This window comes from uncultured Cyclobacterium sp. (genome assembly GCF_963977555.1).
Lineage (GTDB): Bacteria > Bacteroidota > Bacteroidia > Cytophagales > Cyclobacteriaceae > Cyclobacterium.
Window position 1 is genome coordinate 24367 of the sequence record NZ_CAXBPD010000025.1, and the last position, 18724, is coordinate 43090.

Consider the following 18724-nt stretch of genomic DNA (forward strand, 5'->3'; position numbering starts at 1 on the left):
GCTACAATCGGCAACAATTCCCCCTGGTTTTTGTTTTGGTGAACTATTTTAATTGCTTTACTTCAAGTAGTAAATGCATCGGTAAACGAAAGGCAAGTTCATATTATTTGAGGGAATCAATCAATCGCTGATTAAGGGCTACATAATCAGGATTTCCTTCTGCTTTTGCCATTTCCATTGACACTTGTGCAGTAGCAATTGCCTCACTTTTATTACCTAAAGCCGCTTGGATTTTAGCTTTCAGATGCACGGTATAATACTTAGGGTCAGCATCTACGGACTTTGACACCCAGTCAATGGCTGAATTAAGGTCTTTACCTTGGTTATAATAATAATTGGCCGCTTGAAATTGCAAACCGGGATCATTGCTCTCCTGATCTATTAGCAACTCCTTAATTTGCTCCATGACCACACGATCAACTTCCATTTCTATACCGAATCCAACGGATGTTTTGTCCCAGGAAATATTAAGTTGAGCACCTGAATCAGTCAGGTTCGAAAAATTAATTTCCATAGACTCTACAGCTTTTTTAAGCTTAATTACTGGAACATTTAACCTAAGTGCGTCATCAGCCGCATCGTATCCCAAGGCTCCCCACAATGCTGTATTTTTGGAGAAGATTATGGTCCAGGATCGCTTTTCAGGAATAGTATAAATGGCATATTTGCCAGCTTTCAATGATTGCCCATTTACCTTTATATCCGTATCAAATGCCAAGGTTGTAGGATTGTTAGCTCCTGTCCTCCAAACACTTCCAAAGGGCACCAATTCTCCAAAAATCTTTCGGTTTTTCATGCTCGGTCTGGAATATTCCAGGTGGATCATAGTCAGGCCAACCTGCTGAGAAACTTGACTATTTGGGCTCGCTTGAGGCATTTTAATTTGTGCAAATACACTCACCTGAACAAATGCAAAAAGTGCAATTAGGCAAACAATGTTCTTTGTTTTCATGGAATTTATAATTAGATTGTTGTTAATCATCAAGGAGTATAGTATACTTACATTGGGGTAAAAAAATCTTTTAAACGATAAATTTACCCATTTGTAAAGATATGAAATTTGTCAGTATAAAATTATTGTAGGCAAATATGTTGCTTTAAGTAGTCTTTTGTCTAAAACTCTTTGAAGGATTTTTAGCGGCTATTTATCATAATTTAATTATCCAAAATCAACAAATTCTCTTCATGGCTTTAGCAATTGTTGCGCCAAATAAATCTGAAAAAGAACTTAATGCCTGGAAAGGCATTTTTCTTGAGCTAGCCCCGGACATTGACTTCCAAATTTATCCTGATATTCAGGACAATGCACTTGTGGAAGTTGTTGTTCTGTGGCAACACCCCAAAAATATACTTAAGGATTTCCCTAATCTTAAACTCATTTGTTCTATGGGTTCGGGAGTGGACCATATTATGTCGGATTATATTCCTGAGAACATACCCATTACCCGAATTATAGATCCCCGACTTACTTTTTCCATGACCAATTATGTGGTGATGGGCATTTTAAATTACCACAGGCAATTTAAGCGCTATCTTGAAAATAAGAAGTCTAAAACCTGGGACATGACACAACCAGAAATACCTATTTCAGTAGGTGTAATGGGAGTAGGAGAGTTAGGGGGTGATGTATTAGACAAGGTAAATGCGCTGGGGTTTCCTTGTTATGGCTATGGCAATTCTCCAAAAAAGGACTTTAGGTATCCCTATTATTATGGCGATGAATTACAAGAATTTTTGGATCAGGTCAATATCGTGGTCTGTTTGTTGCCATTGACACCCAATACCGAGGGGTTTCTCAATGCTACTTTGTTTAAAAAGTTTAAACAGGGTACTTTTCTTATAAATGTTGCTAGAGGAAAGCACTTGGTGGAAGCGGATTTGATTCCTGCCATTGCTTCAGGTCAGGTGTCGGGAGCTTTGCTGGATGTATTTCACCAAGAACCTTTGAGCGAGAATCACCCTTTTTGGGAGCAGGAGGAAATAATGGTCACCCCACATATTGCAAGTATTACCAATTATAAAGCAGCAGCACCACAAATTATCGCCAATTATAGGAATCTCATTAACCAAAGGCCTTTACTTAATGAGGTCAGCACAGATCAAGGATATTAATTTATACGTTCAAATATGAAAAACTACACCATTCTTTGTCCCACTGACTTTTCTGAATGTGCTTTGAATGCCATAGAATATGCCGCCAGGTTAGGTGAAAAGCTGGGGGCTGAATTAATACTCTTTCATGTTCCTGACAAGGACGACTATCAGAAGCTTTTCCCCACTAAAGCATTGGAAGACAGTCTCGATGCTGCAAAAAGTAAACTTGAAAATCTCGTACTAACGGTTCAGGAAGAAAGTCTCAATAAAGGCTTGGCTTCATGTAGTTTTTTGATAAAAGAAGGAAAGACCGTCAAAACGATCATTGACTTTTCGGAAGATAATAACGTTGACCTAATAGTAATGGGGACAGAAGGAATTAATGAATTTAAGAACAATTATATAGGCACTAAGTCGAGTAATGTTGTGCTGGCGTCCAGTTGTGACGTTTTTATTATACCTAGAAAGGTTTTCTTTAAAGCACCCAGGAAATTAGTCTACGCTACGGACTACTTGGAAGAGGACAAATTGGCCATTCAGAAAATAGTAAAAATAGCCAAGTGTTATGACGCTGAAATTGACATTGTCCACGTAAGTTCAAAATCCAATATTATAGACAAAGCCCAACATCAAAGTTTAAAGGAAGAGATGGGACCTTTTGCTAAGTATGATAAGATCAACTTCGTATTAAAATCTTATAGAGATGATGCAGCGTTAGGTTTGGAGAACTATTTGATTACTTCGAAGGGAAATATTTTATTTACCCTTAGTAAAAAGAAAACCTGGTTCGAGAAACTTTTCACCAATAACCTCTCTAAAAAGATGTCTTATTTTATCAACAAACCCCTTTACGTAATCAAGAACCTCTAAACTTTGCCTTTAGGAAAGTCATAAATTCTTCTCTGGTGTCTTTATTGGTAATGATACCCGACAAAGTTTTGAAATACCCTTTTAGGCTTATGGCATCCTTTTGATCTGGAATTGGGCTTTTGTTGTCATCCGCTACTGTATCGATTTTCGGCATCGGGGTTTCATCTACCTTAGGGGCTTGGTATCCAGTAATTCTGTCTGCCTCATAAAAACTTTGTTTAGACTGTTGCTGATAGCCAAGTTTTTCCTCTACAATTCCTTTATTATTGTGCGCTACAGCATCTTCTGGGTCAAGTGCTATTGCCCTTTCATAATCTGCAATTGCCCCTTTCAAGTCACCTATTCTATCCCTAAAATAGGCCCTGCTTGAATACCGGTAGGGATTATTTGGATCAAGGTTTAAAGCCTGGTCAAATGCCTCCTTTGCTTCGTGATTGCGCTCAAGGAGATGCAGTACCACGGCTCTATCAGAAATAAAAGTGGTGTTATAAGTATCTAAATCTAATAAAGCATCAAAATCATTTAATGCCTCTTCCAAAGCACCAAGCCTGGATTGTATGCGTGCACGATAATGAAGATAGTTAGGAAGCTTTCCTTCATTTACGATTAGCTGGTTAAATACCGCCAATGCTTCATCAAATTTCCCCTCTTTGTAGAAAGAGATGCCTGTTTCTATAGTTTCCACCTTAAATTTGCTTTAGTGTCAGTATACATACAAAAGTAATAAAGGTATTGTTTCATTCTAGCCTTAATAATCCTTAATTCTTTTTATATTTGACCTGTTTTAGTTTCATTTTTAAACCAGCTATGCCGAGTAAACCGGAAAGTATTTTAAAAGATCTAGAAGGAAATAAATTTGCCCCTATTTATTTCCTTCAGGGTGAAGAGCCTTATTTTATTGATAAAATTACGGATTTTATTGAAAACAATGCATTGGCTCCACAAGATCGGAGTTTTAATCAAACGATAATGTATGGTAAGGATGCCACAATGGCATCTATACTCACCAATGCGAAGCGCTTTCCTATGATGTCGGATAGGCAAGTTGTCATTGTAAAGGAAGCCCAAAATATTTTTGAACTTGGAAAGGAAATAGGGGATCAGCAATTAATTGCCTACATCAAAAATCCACTTCCAAGTACTATTCTGGTTTTTGCCTATAAATACAAAGTACTGGATGGGAGGAAAGCCCTTGCCAAAGAATTGGACAAAAAGGCCATTATGGTTAAATCAGACAAAGTTCCTGAATACAAGTTGGCGCCCTATATTGAACAATATGTGAAATCTAAGGGGCATACCATAGAAACCAAAGCCTGTCAGATCCTTGCCGAATCCATTGGTAACAATATGGAGGTGCTGACCAATGAAATTGATAAGATGGTCATTAATTTTAATGAACCGGAAAAGATTAATTCAGGCCATATCCAGCAATACATAGGCATTAGCAAAGACTTCAATAATTTTGAGTTGACCAAAGCCTTAAGCTATAAGGACATTTTAAAGGCAAATACCATCATCAATTACTTTGGACAAAATACCAAAGCCCATCCATTAATTCCAATTTTATCGCTGTTATTCATGCACTTCTCTCGGCTGCTGTTGGTAAAAGCCAATAAAAACTTAGGAGAGCGAGAGCTTGCTTCAGTGATTAAAGTCAATCCGTATTTTGTGAAAGAATATACCATCGCTGCAAAGAATTATTCTTTAGGCAAGATTATTGATGTGGTTGGATACCTTAGAGAGGCAGATTTACGTTCCAAAGGAGTAATTGCTACAAATTCTATGGAAGACAGTCAGACATTAAAAGAACTTATTTTTAAAATTCTTCATTGAGCGCAAATTGAGAATGAATAAAACGTTTCTATTATATGGTTTATCCTTACTAATTTTCAGTCAGGTTTATTCCCAGTCCAGTATACATCAAACCAGCTTGGAAGCAACTTTTCAGGATGCGCTTGAACTTTATCAAAAAGACCAATTTTCCTCCTCCAGAGAAGCATTTGACAGGTTGTCTATGCATCCAGGAATTGAAGATAACAGTCGATCTGTAGCTGTCGCGTATTATAAGGCCTTGTCTTCTCTCCGTGGAGATTTCCCCGAGGGCACTTCCTTAATGGATGCGTTTATTCTTGACCACCCAAATGAATCGCTTAGAAATGAAGCAGCGTGGTTTTTAGGCAACCATTATTTTGTCAATAAAAATTACAAAAAAGCAATCAACAATTATGATTTGCTCCGCAATGTGCCGCTTTCAACTGAAAGACACCCAGAATTGTTTTTTAAAATAGGATACAGCTATTTCCAACTTAAGAACTATACCCAAGCTAAAAGTTATTTTGAAAGGGCAAAGACCTTTCGCAGTCCTTATTTAGCAAGCGCTTATTTCTATTCAGGCTTTAGTTCCTTTGAACAAGAAGATTTCGAGTCTGCAGCCAAGGATTTTAAAGAAGCAGAGAAATCAAGCGAGTACAGCCTAAAAGTGCCTTATATGTTGGCTGGGATTTATTATAGGCAACAAAAATTAGATACATTGATTGATTATGCTGCGCCAATAATTAACAAAAAGAACCTAGAGAACAGCGAACAAATACATTTGCTGTTGGCGGAAGCTTATTACGATAAAAATAACTACGGCCAGGCAGCAGTCCATTATATGGCTTTCTATACAGCTAAGAAAGGCAAACTTTCAAGAGATCAACAGTATAAAGCCGGTGTTTCCCATTACGAGAACCAACAATATGCTGAAGCAAGCCAGTTTTTTAAAGAGGTAGCGCTGGTCAACGATGAGTTAGGGCATTTGGCAAGTTACTTCTTGGGATATGCTTATATTCAGCAGAAGAATTTACCATTTGCTGCCAATAGCTTTAACGCCGCTTATAAGATGGACTTCAGGCCTGAAATTAAAGAAGAGGCCTTGTTCAACTATGCCAAAGTAAGTCTAGAATTGGGCAAGTTTCAGGAAGCGATAACAGCTTTGGACAATTACCTCAATGAATACCCGCAAGGAAGCCAAAAAACCGCTGCAGAAAACTTACTCAGTGATGCTTTGGTCAACACTAATAATTACCTCCGTGCAATTAGCCACATGGAGAAAATGAATAACAAATCGGATAGAATAAAATCTGCTTATCAGAAGGTTACTTTTTACCAGGCCATGACCTATTATAGGGACAATAACCTGACAGGTACTTTGCAACTTCTAGACAAATCGCTACAGTATCCAATAGACAAATCACTACAATACCAAGCGCAATATTGGAAAGGTGAAGCCAATGCGGCCAATAATAGGCCAGCAGCTGCGATTCAAGCTTATGAGAAACTAATCAGCATGAATCCGCCATCAATGGATCCAAGTTTGATAGGAACTCATTTTGGTCTTGGTTATGCCTATTATAATGAAGGGCAGTATGATAAAGCAGAAAGACAGTTTAAAACCTATACGGATAAACTTAAAAACAGCAGTGACAAGCAACATTATGAGGATGCCTTTATTCGACTTGGTGACACCTATTACGTTCAAAAGAGATTCACTGAGGCGGCCAATGTATTCAGACGTGCAGTAGCCGAAAGTAGCCAATACAGTGATTATGCCTATTTCAGAGGGGGGGTAGTAGCCAATTTTCAAAGGAATAACAACGAAGCAATAAGGCAATTTGATCAAGTGATCAATAATTTTCCAAATAGTTTGTACATAGAAGATGTGCTGTACCAAAAGGCGCAAATTCACATGGAAGAACTTAATTATGGACAAGGAAGAGATGTATTTTCATTGCTCATAAGGACTAAACCTAACAGTCCTTTTATACCATTCGCATTAGAGGGCAGAGCTGTAGCCAACTATTCATTAAAAGATTATAATGCTGCCATAGAAGATTATAAAATGATCCTAGATAAATACCCTAATGCTGAGAATGGTGAAACAGCATTGGTCGGCTTACAGGAAAGTTTGTCTTTAGAAGGCAGGTCGCAAGAATTTTCTACTTACCTGTCTGGGTACCGAAAATCAAATCCAAGCAATAACAACCTACAAAATGTAGAGTTTGAAGCGGCAAAAAGTTTGGTCTTTAATCAATCTCACAAGGAAGCAATTACAGCATTACAAAATTTTATTAGAAATTATCCAAACTCGGCTCAGGTAACAGAAGCCAAGTATTATTTAGGAGATGCTTATTTTAGGATGGGAGATAAGCCGAAGGCATTGGGGATCTATTATGAAATAGAAAAGACCAGTGACAACAACCTAAAAAGTAGGGTGTTCCAGAAAATAGCACAAATTGAATTTGAAAAGGGTAATTTTTCTAAAGCCATTCCCTATTATCAGTTTATTGCTGACAATGCAAGAAGTAAAGCTGAAGAGTATGAGGCAACTTATGGTTTAATGCAATCCTATTTTAACACTAAAGTCTATGACAAAGCCATTTCAAGTGCTGATAAGATTCTTTCACTCGGAAGCATTACGATAGATTCAGAACCCAATGCATTGCTGATCAAAGCAAAATCGTTGGAAAGTACTAATGCCATAGACCAGGCCTTATCGGTTTATAAGCAACTCATGGATAACTATAAAACGGAGCAAGGTGCGGAAGCCCTCTACAAAATCGCCCTTCTGCGTCATCAAAAAGGAGAGTTTGCGCTTTCCAACCAGTTGATATTTGACAATTCTCAGCCCTTTACCCAATATGCTTATTGGTATGGGAAGCAATTTATAGTGCTTGCTCAAAATTACATTTCTTTGGATGAAAAATTTCAAGCCAAAGCTACCTTAGAGTCCATTATTGAAAATGCTTCAGACGAAACCGTCAAACAAGAGGCAGAAACTTTATTGAAAACCATCAACATAGCCAATTAATGAAACGAATAAAATATTTATTAACTGGGCTGATGGTAATTGCAGGGATTACCCAAGCAATTTCGCAAGAGAAATCAGCACCCCAAAGAGGAGAAATTAGGGATACGGAATTTATTATTCGGAAGGATAGGGTTTTGAGTCTGCCTAGGCAATCGAGGGTTTTTGAGAAGAGCCCTGCTTTGCCACCTGTTTCTACTTCGATAAATTACAATTACCAGGTCAAAAAATTCGCCGCAACCTTGGCTCCTGTAGCGCTAAATTTCCAGCCTTACGCGAAGGCTTTTCCAAAATTGGAAAGTGATCAAACGCAGGCAATAGTAAAACTTGGCTATGGCAATTATTCCTCTCCTTTAATTCAAGCAGATTATCATAACCTTAATAACGATGATTATACCTATGGGGCCCATTTGAAACACCAAGGTTTTTATACAGGGCCAGTGGACGGCAAAAATTCTGCAGAAGACCACACTGCTGTTTTATTAAATGGGAGTCTTTATAAAGATGATTTTGAAGTATTTGGTAAAATTGGTTATGAGAGAGACATGCATCATTTTTATGGCTATACTCCAGATCCTGAAAATCTAGTAATGCAGGATTCCATCCGTCAAGTATTTGGTACCTTAAAAGCCATGGCTGGAATAAGAAGAGTGGATAGAATAGAGCCTTTTGATTATGAAGCCAATGTGGCATTGCGCTTGTTCAATGATAGATTTGAAGCGAAAGAAAGTGAAGTAGTTATTCGGGCCAATGCAGGCTTCAGAGCCAACGATTTTCTTAAAGGAGGCATCAATACCCTTTTGGCTTTTACCTCCCCAAGTGATATTTATTATGATGACATCGAGCGCAATTATTTTAGGTTACAGCCCTATGTACAATATGCCAAAGACGCCTTCAAGATAAAGGTTGGAGCCAATGTGATACAGGAAAATGATATAGTACCCAATAAATCTAAGGACTTACATGTTTATCCGGTTTTAAACATGTCCTACTATGTAGTTCCTGAACTAGGCATATATGGATCCTATGAGGGTGACGTAATTAGAAACACTTATTATGATTTTATAAAAGAAAATCCATTTTTGGGTCCATCTGAAAATTTGAAAAACACGATTCAGAATTTCCAGATTGATGCTGGGATTTCGGGTAAAGCCAATGATCAGGCCAATTATAAAATAGGAGTTAAATATGGTGATTTCACCAACATGCACTTTTATGGTAACAATGAAATGGACAGTAGCAGGTTTCAACTTATCTATGACAACAATACTAAGGTCGTAGAATACCATGCCTCTCTGGATTATGCATTTGATGACTGGTATCAACTAGATGCCTCGGCGCATTTTTACCAATACACATTGGATGAAATTGAAGCAGCATGGCATCGACCTGAATGGGAAGCCAAACTAAACAACACTTTTACTCCCGATAAGAAGTGGCTGATTCATGCAAACCTCAATGCCATGGGAGGGATAGAAGCCTTAAACCTCGCTTCTACCAACCAAAGAAAACTAGGAACGATTGTTGACCTACAAATAGGAGCAGACTATGCCATTACCAACAGGATTTCTGCTTTTGCCTACGGAAATAATTTGCTGAATCAAAAATACCAGCGCTTCAATAATTATCCTGTTCGAGCCATTCAATTCATAGGTGGAGTAAGTTTCAAATTTTAAAAGCAGTTTAAATTATTAGGAGAAAAGCACCTCTCAGCTTAAAATTATAATATTTGGAATTGCGGAATTTTTCGTGTCAATATTGGCGATTTGCTGGTTTTACTTTAGCTTAGTGGATTAAAATAACAATTTTTAAGATGTCTGATAAAAATTCCAAGGATCAAAATAGCCAATCCGATAATGATGAGGACTTTGGCCTGCCTCCGGTCAATGTAACGCCATTGGAAGGTGCCAAAGGTTCTGAGTCTGCTTCAGGTGCAGCAGGTAAAAAACCTGGTATTGAATCAAAAAAAATTCCGCCAGCAGAAAAGGAAAAGGACAACACCCTTGGCGTCTTTTTAATTGTTCTTTTGTTCATAATTGGTTTGGGTTTTGGACTGTATTATTTTGGGGTTTTTGATCAACTAAATCAGGGAACCTCTCCAGAAAAAGAAAAGACTGAGTTATCAACAAAGGAAGTTCCATCTGCAGCAGCACCTGAACAAGAAGCGGTGATTGAGGAAGCTGAAGTTGAGGAAGAAAATTTGCCTGGACTTTCGGAAATTAATAGCCGAGAAAATGCTCCAAGATACTTTTTAGTGGTGGCAAGCTTTATTGATGATGATCTTGCAAGAGATTATTCCAATAGACTCAATAAAAAAGGCGTGAATACGTTTTTGATACATCCCTATGGAAAGATCCATTATTATAGATTGGCAATAGGTCAATATGAAAATGTAGATTTGGGTTTAGAAGCGATAGAGGAAGTTCAAGAGAATTACAAGGAAAACTTATGGGTTTTGAAATACTAATATGATATTACTACAAACTTTGTCAACTAATGATGGCCTTCAGGCTGTAGATTCTCTTGCCCTTATGGAAAGTGCAGGTTCCAATGACATTGGCCTGTTGGATTTAATGATTAAGGGCGGTTATATGATGGTGCCCCTTTATTTACTTTTTATCCTCGCTATTTTCATTTTCATTGAGCGGATTATTACCTTAAAAAAGGCTTCTACAACGCCTAAGGGTATGATCGATCAGGTTAAAATGATGGTACAGAGTGGCAATATAGAACAGGCCAAAATGGTTTGTCAAGGCGAAGAAACACCTGTTGCACACATGATTTCTAAGGGATTGGAAAGAATCGGTAGCCCACTTAAAAACATTGAAGTGGCCATAGAAAATGTAGGGAAAATTGAAATCTATAAACTAGAGAAAAACCTCAGTTTGATGGCTACAGTTTCTGGTGCGGCTCCTATGATTGGCTTCTTAGGTACAGTTGCAGGTATGATTCGTGCATTTATAGGTGTAGCCCAGGAAGAAGGAATGGTCTCACCAAAGCTCCTATCCACAGGGATTTACGAAGCCATGATCACCACAGCTACAGGTTTGGTGGTAGGTATTGTAGCTTACTTAGGTTATAATTACCTTGTGACTCGCGTATCTAAGCTTATCCATAATATGGAATACACCACCATCGAATTTATAGACCTTTTACAGGATAAAAAATAATATGGCACTGCAGTCAAAAAATAAAATAGAAGCTAGTTTCAGCATGTCCTCCATGACTGACATTATCTTTCTATTGCTTATATTTTTTATGCTTACCTCTTCATTTATAACGCCATCTGGTCTTCCTGTGAATTTACCCTCAAGTGAAAGTTCAGATATTGTCATGCAAGAAGTAACGGTAAGCGTTACCAAAGATCTCAGGTTTGCTGTCAATGACAAGCAAGTATCCAGAGATGAAATTAAAAATGCACTGACAGCGTTGTTAAAGGATAACAAAGGATATGTGGTTTTGCATATCGACAAAGAAGTGCCGGTGGAATACTTGGTGGAAATAGGCGGCTATGCAGCCAGCCTTGGCGCCAATGTCACCATTGCAACACAACCGTTTAAGTAAGAGATGGAAGTTTGGGAAGACGATAAAGCGACAGCGGAAAACAATCGGAAAGCATTAGTCATTACGCTTATTTTTAATGTATTGCTCTTGATTGGACTCTATTTTGTCATGGTGTGGAAACAACCGGTTCCTCCTATGTCTCAATTTGGGCTGGAGTTGAACCTGGGTTTTTCAGATGTGGGTTCGGATTCAAAACAGACAGAAACACCACCTTCTCCTAGCCAAGAGCAAAATACAGAAGCAGCAGCACCAGGTGATCCTGCTCCGCAGGTTACTGAGACCGTTACACCAGTAACACCCCCTAAGGCTAATCCTGCACCCGCAGAACCAAAAAAGACCCAGCCTAAGGTTGAGGCAGTAGCTAAAACCCCTAGCCCAGTGAAGGCCGAAAAGAAAGTGGTGGAAAAAAAAGAAAGTCCTAAAGAAACGACTACCAAAGCTGAAGTTCCTGTTAAAAGTCAACCTGAAAAAGATCCTCAGCCTGAAAAGGTAGAAAAACCCCAACCTACAGTAGACCCCAGAGCTATATTTGGAGCTGGAGGTAGCACTGGAACAGGTAAAAAACCATCGGCTGGAAGCAATCAAGGAAACAGCAGGCAAGCAGGGGATGAAGGCAATCCAAATGGAACCATAGACGGAAGGTCAATCTTACAATCAGGTAAAGGCAATACCGGTGACGGTGGGGGGTATAACCTAGACCTTGCTGGTTGGGATTTTGCTTCCAGACCAAACATTCAAGACAGGGTTTCCAATAGAAACGGACAAATTATTTTTAATATAACGATAGATTCCGGGGGAAGAATTGTACAAGCCATTCCTGATACCTATACGGTAAGCAATGAAGTATTAAATTATTATCGTAAGGTGGTTAATAGCTTGACCTTTAAGCCTCAAAGTGGAGACGCTATCGCTGAATATTCGAAAGGGAAAATCATCTTTATTATCCGAGTAGATTAATTGACCTCAATGAACTATCAATCCTCCCTGGACTTCTTGCTTCAGGCACTTCCTATGTTTCAACGTGTAGGAGCCTCAGCCTTCAAAAAAGACCTAAGCAACACCTTAAAACTTTGTGAACACCTGGGGAATCCTCAAACTAAGTTTAAAAGCATTCACATTGCAGGAACGAATGGTAAAGGCAGCACAGCTCATGCCTTGGCTTCGGTGCTACAAGAAGCTGGCTATAAAACCGGGCTTTACACTTCACCGCATCTCAAATCCTTTAGAGAAAGAATTAAAATCAATGGCATAGAAATACCGGAAAGTGAGGTAATAAATTTTGTAGAAGCCAATAAGTTGTTTTTATTGGCCTTAAAGCCAAGTTTTTTTGAAATGACTGTTGCCCTTTCCTTTGATTATTTTGCAAGGATGGGCGTGGATTATGCCGTTATAGAAACAGGCATGGGGGGAAGGTTTGATAGTACCAATATTGTTCATCCTATCCTGAGCATCATTACAAATATTGGGTTTGATCATGAACAATTTCTAGGAAACAGCATCGATAAAATTGCTTTTGAAAAGGCTGGAATAATTAAAGAAAATGTGCCAGTTGTGATTGGTCAAACGCAGGACGAAACTATCGAGGTATTTCAAAGCAAAGCTTCAGAAAACAAGGCAGCCATAACATTTGCTGATCAGTCGTTCCAAACAAAATTTAATGGATACGCTACAGATGCAAGTGGCAAAAGACGGGTAGCTTATGAAATCGTTGGTTTTCCTTTAGGTTTACAAAAAGTTCAAATGGACTTAATGGGAACCTATCAGGCCAAAAACCTGCCAGGTATTTTGTCTGCTCTTTGCATTTTAAATGAAATGGGACTTGATATTAATGGAAATCAGGTATCTGAAGGACTGGCCAATATTGTGAAAAATACAGGGCTTAAAGGGCGCTGGCAAATACTACAGGACAAGCCTTTAACCATCTGTGATACAGGACATAATGTGGATGGTATTCAAGAGATTGTTGGGCAGCTTATGACTTTGAAGAAAGCACATACCCTTTATATGGTGCTGGGAATGGTGAAGGACAAAGACCACGCCAAGGTATTGGAAAAATTACCTAAAGAAGCAATCTACATTTTTTGTGAAGCCGATCAACCCCGCTCTATGCCTGCGGCAGCACTGAAAAATTTGGCCGATGGTTTTGGTTTGCATGGAACGGTGGTTACGGAAGTCAATGCTGCATTGGCAGACGCTAAAAAAAGGGCAGGGGCAGAGGACCTGATTTTTATTGGAGGAAGTACCTTTGTCGTGGCAGAAATAAACGAATTATAATAATGGGAAGAAATAAACTAGAGCGATTCCGACAAATCAAGGAAAACACCAATGTTATCCAGCCTGGAAAAGAGAGCTTTGAAAAGATAAAGGGTAAATGGAAGTCTGATCAGTTTCAGAATAAAGCACCGATGGTTGTTGAATTGGCCTGTGGCAGGGGGGAGTTCACTATAGGTCAAGCAAGGGTCGAGCCCGAAAAGAATTTTGTTGGAGTGGATATTAAAGGAGGCAGGATTTGGAAAGGCAGTACCATTGCCATAGCGGAAGGCTTGCAAAATGTAGCCTTTCTAAGGACTCAAATAGAGTTGATAGAGGAATCATTTGGTGAAGGTGAAATAGATGAGCTTTGGATAACTTTTCCAGACCCAAGACCCAAGGACAGAGAGGAGAAAAAAAGGCTTACGGCTCCACAATTTCTAGAAAAGTATAAAAAGGTCATGACCCCGGAGGGTCATGTACATTTCAAAACCGACAATACAGGATTGTATGAATACACCTTTGAATTATTTGAAAATAGAGACGATATCGTCATTTTCAAAAATACCAGAGATTTTTACCAATCAGAATGGAAAGACGATCACCATGGTATCATGACCCGTTATGAGAAAATGTTTATGGAAAAAGGAGAGACCATCAAATACATTGAATTTGGCTTTAAACAACCCTAGTCTTCCACTTCAATGGCTTCCAGAATATCTGCTAATTCATCAAAATCTTTAATTCCTGGCTTGATTTCATGCCCAGCCTTCATGCTGATACCTTTTAATGGGATTGTGTCAAGAAGTTGGTCAATGTTTTTATCATCAAAGCCAAAACCTAGTAGCAAATCACATTTTGCTGCTATTTTTTTGATTTCTTCCTGAATTGCCACTGTAAGCTCCACTGAAGTATCAGATTCGAGATTTAACAATATGTCGTTTTCTTTCAAAGTGGGAGCCAGATCCATTAGGTCTTCTAAATCTTCCGCTTCTTTCAAAGTGTATTTGAAGATTAAGGAATAACTAGTGTTTTTAAGCATGGGGAGATGAAGTCTTTCGTCTATTTGAATATAAGAGAATCCTTCATACTGCGCCATCGTTTCTAAAATAGTAGCGGGATGACTGGCTGAGAATTCCGCAACATATTCCAATCCGGATAACCAATCTGTAATTTCTTTAAAAGCTGTTGGCGTCACATAGTACTCATCGCTCTCTTCAAGGGAAAAACCCATAAGGTTAACATACATTCCAGAACAATAGCGTGCATCGCTTAAGTTGTTGACATTACTTATCTTTACAAAAGTTTTTAAAGCCATTTTATTTTAGTCGATTATTTCCGTAATTTTCAATTGCATTCAAAGATAGAAAATGATAATTTTTAATAAAAGGTATTGGTTGCTACCTCTCCTTATTTTTATGGGTAGCTGCACAGAAGAGAGAGAGGATCCTGAAGTGATCGCCTCAACCTATTATCCATTGGCAATAGGAAATTTTTGGGAATACAGTGTTGACGAAACGATCTATTTTGGAGAAGAGGACTTCGAAACGGAAAGTTATTTTTACCACGATGAAATCGCTGATTTTTATTTGAATGAAGACAAAGAACTGGTTTACCTGTTTCACCGAAAAAAATCCTTGAATAAAACCAACTGGACAAACGAAGTGGTCTATACAGCCACCCTAATAAATAATCGCATTATTAAGCAGTACAATAACCTTCAGGAAATTATCTTGGTTTATCCTTTAGCATTGGATTTCAATTGGAATGGGAATGCCCTGAATAACAAGGTTGAAGAAAACCATTTTATTGAAAGTACAGGGTCTTATATTTTGAACCAATTTGCCTTTCCTGATGCCGTTAAGGTTAGGGTTAGTGAAGAGGATGATTTAATCACCATCAGGGACAATAGGTACGAGGTGTTTGCAAAGAACATTGGCTTGGTTGAAAGTTACTATGAAGTATTCCAATATTGCTCTAGAAATGATTGTTTAGGCGAACAAATTATTCAGCAGGGTCGTTTTACTCATTTGAGGCTTATAAATTATGGTAAATTATAGTGTAGCATTGGCTTTTGTGTTCTTCTTTATTACAGCCAATGTAATTGCCCAGGACAGGTATGCAGTGCATTATAAATATAAACCAGGTAGCACTTATAGTCTAGAGCATCCTGAAACCTGGCTGACCCAAAAAACTTTGCTTCGACGGGATAGGGACAAGGTTTTATTAGACAGTACTGACTTGCCAGTTTCTGATAAGTATATTGAATCCTTGAGACCTTATGTAGATGACTTTCTTTTTCATTCCAAATGGCTAAATGCCTCAATTGTACATGCTTCATCGGCGGAAATTAAAAATATCGCGGCATTGGATTTTGTTAATGAAGTAATTTTGGTAGCCAAGGGTGGGCCAAGTCACTCGGAGAGTAGCACCCAGGATTACAAGGCTAAAAAAAAGAGAAAGTGGTTTAAGAATTCCAAAGTAGTCTCCAATTTCGCTTTTCAAAACAGTATATTGGGCATCTCTGATATGCACAATGCTGGATATACCGGTGAAGGGGTATTGGTAGCGATTTTTGATGCTGGGTTTTTGAATGTGGATAGAATTCCGGCTTTTGATCATTTGTTCGAAGGCAATAAGATTGTAGCCACCAAAGACCTTGTTTTGGCAGGTGCCAATACGGTATTCAGGGCAGATACGCATGGAACTGGTACTTTGTCCTTGATGGCTGCTTATGATCCAGAAAATCTAATTGCAGGGGCATACGGAGCCAATTATATTTTGTGCATCACAGAGGATGTAGATTCGGAATATAAAATCGAAGAATACAATTGGGTCAGGGCTGCAGAATTTGCGGACAGCCTTGGAGTGGATGTGATTAACAGTTCTCTTGGGTATAATTTTTTCGATGATGCAGAAATGAATTACACCAGAGAAGACCTGGATGGGGAAACCTCAATTATAACCAAAGGAGCCAATATGGCTGCGGTGAAAGGAATTCTTGTGATCAGTAGTGCTGGAAATGAGGGGAATATTAGCTGGAAAACAATCACGGCTCCAGCAGATGCGAAAGGAATAATAGCAGTAGGTGCGGTTAATAGTAGTTTTGAAAAAGCAGGATTCAGCTCTATAGGCCCTAGTACTGATGATAGGGTAAAACCCGAACTCATGGCTTATGGTACTGGCGTAACGCTCTGGCGGCAGATAGGAAGCACGAGTACTGCCAGTGGAACGTCTTTTTCTGCTCCACAAGTCGCTGCACTGGCAGTAGGACTGAGGGAAGCAAATCCAGAATGGACCAGTAAAGAATTAAGAGATCAAATAATACTTAGTGGCTCACAATATTCCGATCCGGACAATGAACTTGGTTATGGCATTCCTGATTTCACACGGGCCATGTTTGGTAAACATTTTCCGACAGATCCTGAAATTGTTACTGCTACGAGAATCTATCCTAACCCTTTGGTAGCGGATCAATTGCTTATTGAATTCGGAGGCAGTACTGATTGTAAGATGAAACTGTATTCCAGTGATGGAAAGATGATCAGTGAACATGATTTGGAGAGAATGGGGAAGAATTTCCCCTATAATGTAAATATGAAGCTGTTGAATCCTGGAATATATCTGGTTGAATTACAAGATGAATTCACAGCCTCTAAGGTGAAGTTATGGAAGAAATAAGGAATTGACCTTAAAATTCCCTTTTTTTGTATATTATTCGATTATTATTAACCTAAATCCCATTTCTTATGAATCCTTTGATAGCGCCCTCCATATTGGCAGCCGATTTTGCTAACCTTCAGAAGGAAGTAGAAATGATAAATGATTCTGTTGCAGATCTTATCCATGTCGACATTATGGATGGTGTATTTGTTCCCAATATTTCTTTTGGTTTACCTGTAGTAGAGGCAGTAAATAGGCATGCGAAAAAGCCTTTGGACGTTCATTTAATGATTGTAGCACCAGAAAAATACCTGGAGGCTTTTCACAAAGCTGGTGCCGCTCAAATCACAGTACACATGGAAGCTTGCCCACATCTCCACCGTACGATTCAGGCCATCAAAGCAATGGATTGTAAAGCCGGCGTGGCCATCAATCCACATACACCTGTTAGGAATTTGCAAGATATTATTAGAGAGGTAGATACTGTCTTAATCATGTCGGTAAACCCTGGTTTTGGAGGACAAGAATTTATAGAAAACACCTATAAAAAGATTCAGGCTTTAAGTCAATTGATTGTAGAAACTGGATCGCATGCAAAAATAGAAATTGATGGGGGAGTGAGCTTGTCCAACGCTAAAAAGCTGTTGGATGCTGGTGCAAATATTCTGGTAGCTGGTAACTTTGTGTTTTCTTCAGAAAATCCTACAGAAACAATTAATAAGCTAAAGTTTATTGTTTAAATTCAAAATTTAGCGCAAATCTATATATTATTTGGATGTTTTTTGATTCATTGTTTGTTAAATTGGTTGATTCTGATTTAATTCGAAGGTAGATAGCATTTAATAAATTAAGAAAAATTATGAAGAAATTATTAGGATTGGCCTTATTATTCTGTGGTTTAATAGGTTTTAATGCCCAAGCACAAGATGAAGCTGTAGAAGAAATTACGGACGAAGAAATTGCGAAATTTGCTGCAATGGAAGATTCTGTAATGGCTTTTTATGATCAAAAAAATGAAGAGTTAATCAGCATGATTAAGGAAAATGAAGTTATTGATGGAGCTGGCCGTTATAACGAAATTAAAGATGCTTGGGAAGATGAAGCCAAACTTGCTGAAATTGAAATCACAGACGAAGAGAAAGTAGCTTATGAAGCCATTTTAGAATTCATGGGATCTTTAAGCACTGAAGTAAGAGAATTGAAAATTGGCTTGATTAAAAACGATGATGTTTTAGGAATTGCAACTTACAATAAAGTAAATAAGGCAATGAAGGCAAATCCCGAAGTGAAAGAAAAAGTGGATAGCGTTATGGCTGACTTAAAAGAAAAAAGAACTCCAGCTGAAGAAGAAAGCACTTCTGACGCCAGTTAATTAGCGATTTCTTAAACGTTAAGAAAAAAAACCCTCAAATTTTGAGGGTTTTTTTATTTTATTGC

At 38.4% G+C, this 18724-nt stretch carries 18 protein-coding genes; 15 read left to right on the plus strand and 3 right to left on the minus strand.

Going from position 1 to position 18724, the window contains the following annotated elements:
- Positions 1-103: 103 nt before the first annotated feature.
- Positions 104-952: a DUF2911 domain-containing protein gene (locus tag AAC073_RS22505; RefSeq protein WP_339926077.1), complete on the minus strand. Its 849-nt coding sequence runs from the start codon at positions 950-952 to the stop codon at positions 104-106.
- A 233-nt stretch (positions 953-1185) separates the two neighbouring features.
- Between AAC073_RS22505 and AAC073_RS22510 the strand changes: the two genes are divergently transcribed.
- Together AAC073_RS22510 and AAC073_RS22515 are read left to right on the plus strand one after the other, a co-directional pair.
- The gene (locus AAC073_RS22510) at positions 1186-2112 is read left to right on the plus strand and encodes a glyoxylate/hydroxypyruvate reductase A (RefSeq protein WP_339926078.1); all 927 of its coding nucleotides are present in this window, start codon (positions 1186-1188) and stop codon (positions 2110-2112) included.
- A gap of 15 nt (positions 2113-2127) precedes the next feature.
- The gene (locus AAC073_RS22515; RefSeq protein WP_339926079.1) at positions 2128-2964 is read left to right on the plus strand and encodes a universal stress protein; all 837 of its coding nucleotides are present in this window, start codon (positions 2128-2130) and stop codon (positions 2962-2964) included.
- Here AAC073_RS22515 and AAC073_RS22520 read toward each other — a convergent pair.
- Entirely contained in the window at positions 2951-3649 is a 699-nt protein-coding gene (locus tag AAC073_RS22520; protein ID WP_339926080.1) for a tetratricopeptide repeat protein, read from the minus strand. The two genes, AAC073_RS22515 and AAC073_RS22520, sit on opposite strands and share 14 nt — an antisense overlap.
- A 122-nt stretch (positions 3650-3771) precedes the next feature.
- Between AAC073_RS22520 and holA the strand changes: the two genes are divergently transcribed.
- From holA to trmB, 9 genes are all read left to right on the plus strand, one after another.
- Positions 3772-4797 carry a DNA polymerase III subunit delta gene (gene holA, locus AAC073_RS22525; RefSeq protein WP_339926081.1) on the plus strand — a complete coding sequence of 342 codons (1026 nt, stop codon included), beginning with the start codon at positions 3772-3774 and terminating at the stop codon, positions 4795-4797.
- Between the two features lie 13 nt (positions 4798-4810).
- A complete protein-coding gene (locus AAC073_RS22530; protein WP_339926082.1) occupies positions 4811-7813 on the plus strand; it encodes a tetratricopeptide repeat protein in 3003 nt (1000 codons plus the stop codon).
- Entirely contained in the window at positions 7813-9486 is a 1674-nt protein-coding gene (locus tag AAC073_RS22535) for a TonB-dependent receptor (protein ID WP_339926083.1), read from the plus strand. The genes AAC073_RS22530 and AAC073_RS22535 overlap by 1 nt, the downstream gene beginning before the upstream one ends.
- A gap of 137 nt (positions 9487-9623) precedes the next feature.
- Positions 9624-10277 (plus strand): hypothetical protein, encoded by a 654-nt coding sequence (locus tag AAC073_RS22540; RefSeq protein WP_339926084.1) that lies wholly within the window; start codon positions 9624-9626, stop codon positions 10275-10277.
- Between the two features lies 1 nt (position 10278).
- Positions 10279-10980 carry a MotA/TolQ/ExbB proton channel family protein gene (locus tag AAC073_RS22545; RefSeq protein ID WP_339926085.1) on the plus strand — a complete coding sequence of 234 codons (702 nt, stop codon included), beginning with the start codon at positions 10279-10281 and terminating at the stop codon, positions 10978-10980.
- Position 10981: 1 nt separating this feature from the next.
- On the plus strand, positions 10982-11374 hold the full coding sequence (locus AAC073_RS22550) for a biopolymer transporter ExbD (RefSeq protein WP_040418020.1): 393 nt from the start codon (positions 10982-10984) through the stop codon (positions 11372-11374).
- 3 nt (positions 11375-11377) lie between these two features.
- Complete coding sequence (locus AAC073_RS22555) at positions 11378-12331, plus strand: energy transducer TonB (protein ID WP_339926086.1); 954 nt, start codon at positions 11378-11380, stop codon at positions 12329-12331.
- Between the two features lie 9 nt (positions 12332-12340).
- A complete protein-coding gene (locus tag AAC073_RS22560) occupies positions 12341-13648 on the plus strand; it encodes a folylpolyglutamate synthase/dihydrofolate synthase family protein (RefSeq protein ID WP_339926087.1) in 1308 nt (435 codons plus the stop codon).
- Positions 13649-13650: 2 nt separating this feature from the next.
- Positions 13651-14316 (plus strand): tRNA (guanosine(46)-N7)-methyltransferase TrmB, encoded by a 666-nt coding sequence (gene trmB, locus AAC073_RS22565; RefSeq protein WP_339926088.1) that lies wholly within the window; start codon positions 13651-13653, stop codon positions 14314-14316.
- On the opposite strand, the gene AAC073_RS22570 is transcribed toward trmB, so the two are convergent.
- Complete coding sequence (locus tag AAC073_RS22570; protein ID WP_339926089.1) at positions 14313-14942, minus strand: phosphoribosylanthranilate isomerase; 630 nt, start codon at positions 14940-14942, stop codon at positions 14313-14315. The two genes, trmB and AAC073_RS22570, sit on opposite strands and share 4 nt — an antisense overlap.
- 52 nt (positions 14943-14994) lie before the next feature.
- On the opposite strand from AAC073_RS22570, the gene AAC073_RS22575 reads away from it, so the two are divergent.
- The 4 genes from AAC073_RS22575 (at position 14995) to AAC073_RS22590 (ending at position 18659) form a co-directional block, all read left to right on the plus strand.
- Entirely contained in the window at positions 14995-15684 is a 690-nt protein-coding gene (locus AAC073_RS22575) for a hypothetical protein (RefSeq protein WP_339926090.1), read from the plus strand.
- Positions 15671-17305: a S8 family serine peptidase gene (locus AAC073_RS22580; RefSeq protein ID WP_339926091.1), complete on the plus strand. Its 1635-nt coding sequence runs from the start codon at positions 15671-15673 to the stop codon at positions 17303-17305. The genes AAC073_RS22575 and AAC073_RS22580 overlap by 14 nt, the downstream gene beginning before the upstream one ends.
- Before the next feature lie 68 nt (positions 17306-17373).
- Entirely contained in the window at positions 17374-18027 is a 654-nt protein-coding gene (rpe, locus tag AAC073_RS22585) for a ribulose-phosphate 3-epimerase (protein WP_339926092.1), read from the plus strand.
- Positions 18028-18146: 119 nt separating this feature from the next.
- Positions 18147-18659, plus strand: coding sequence for a hypothetical protein (locus AAC073_RS22590; protein WP_339926093.1), 513 nt, complete (start codon positions 18147-18149; stop codon positions 18657-18659).
- The last annotated feature ends 65 nt before the right edge of the window (positions 18660-18724 follow it).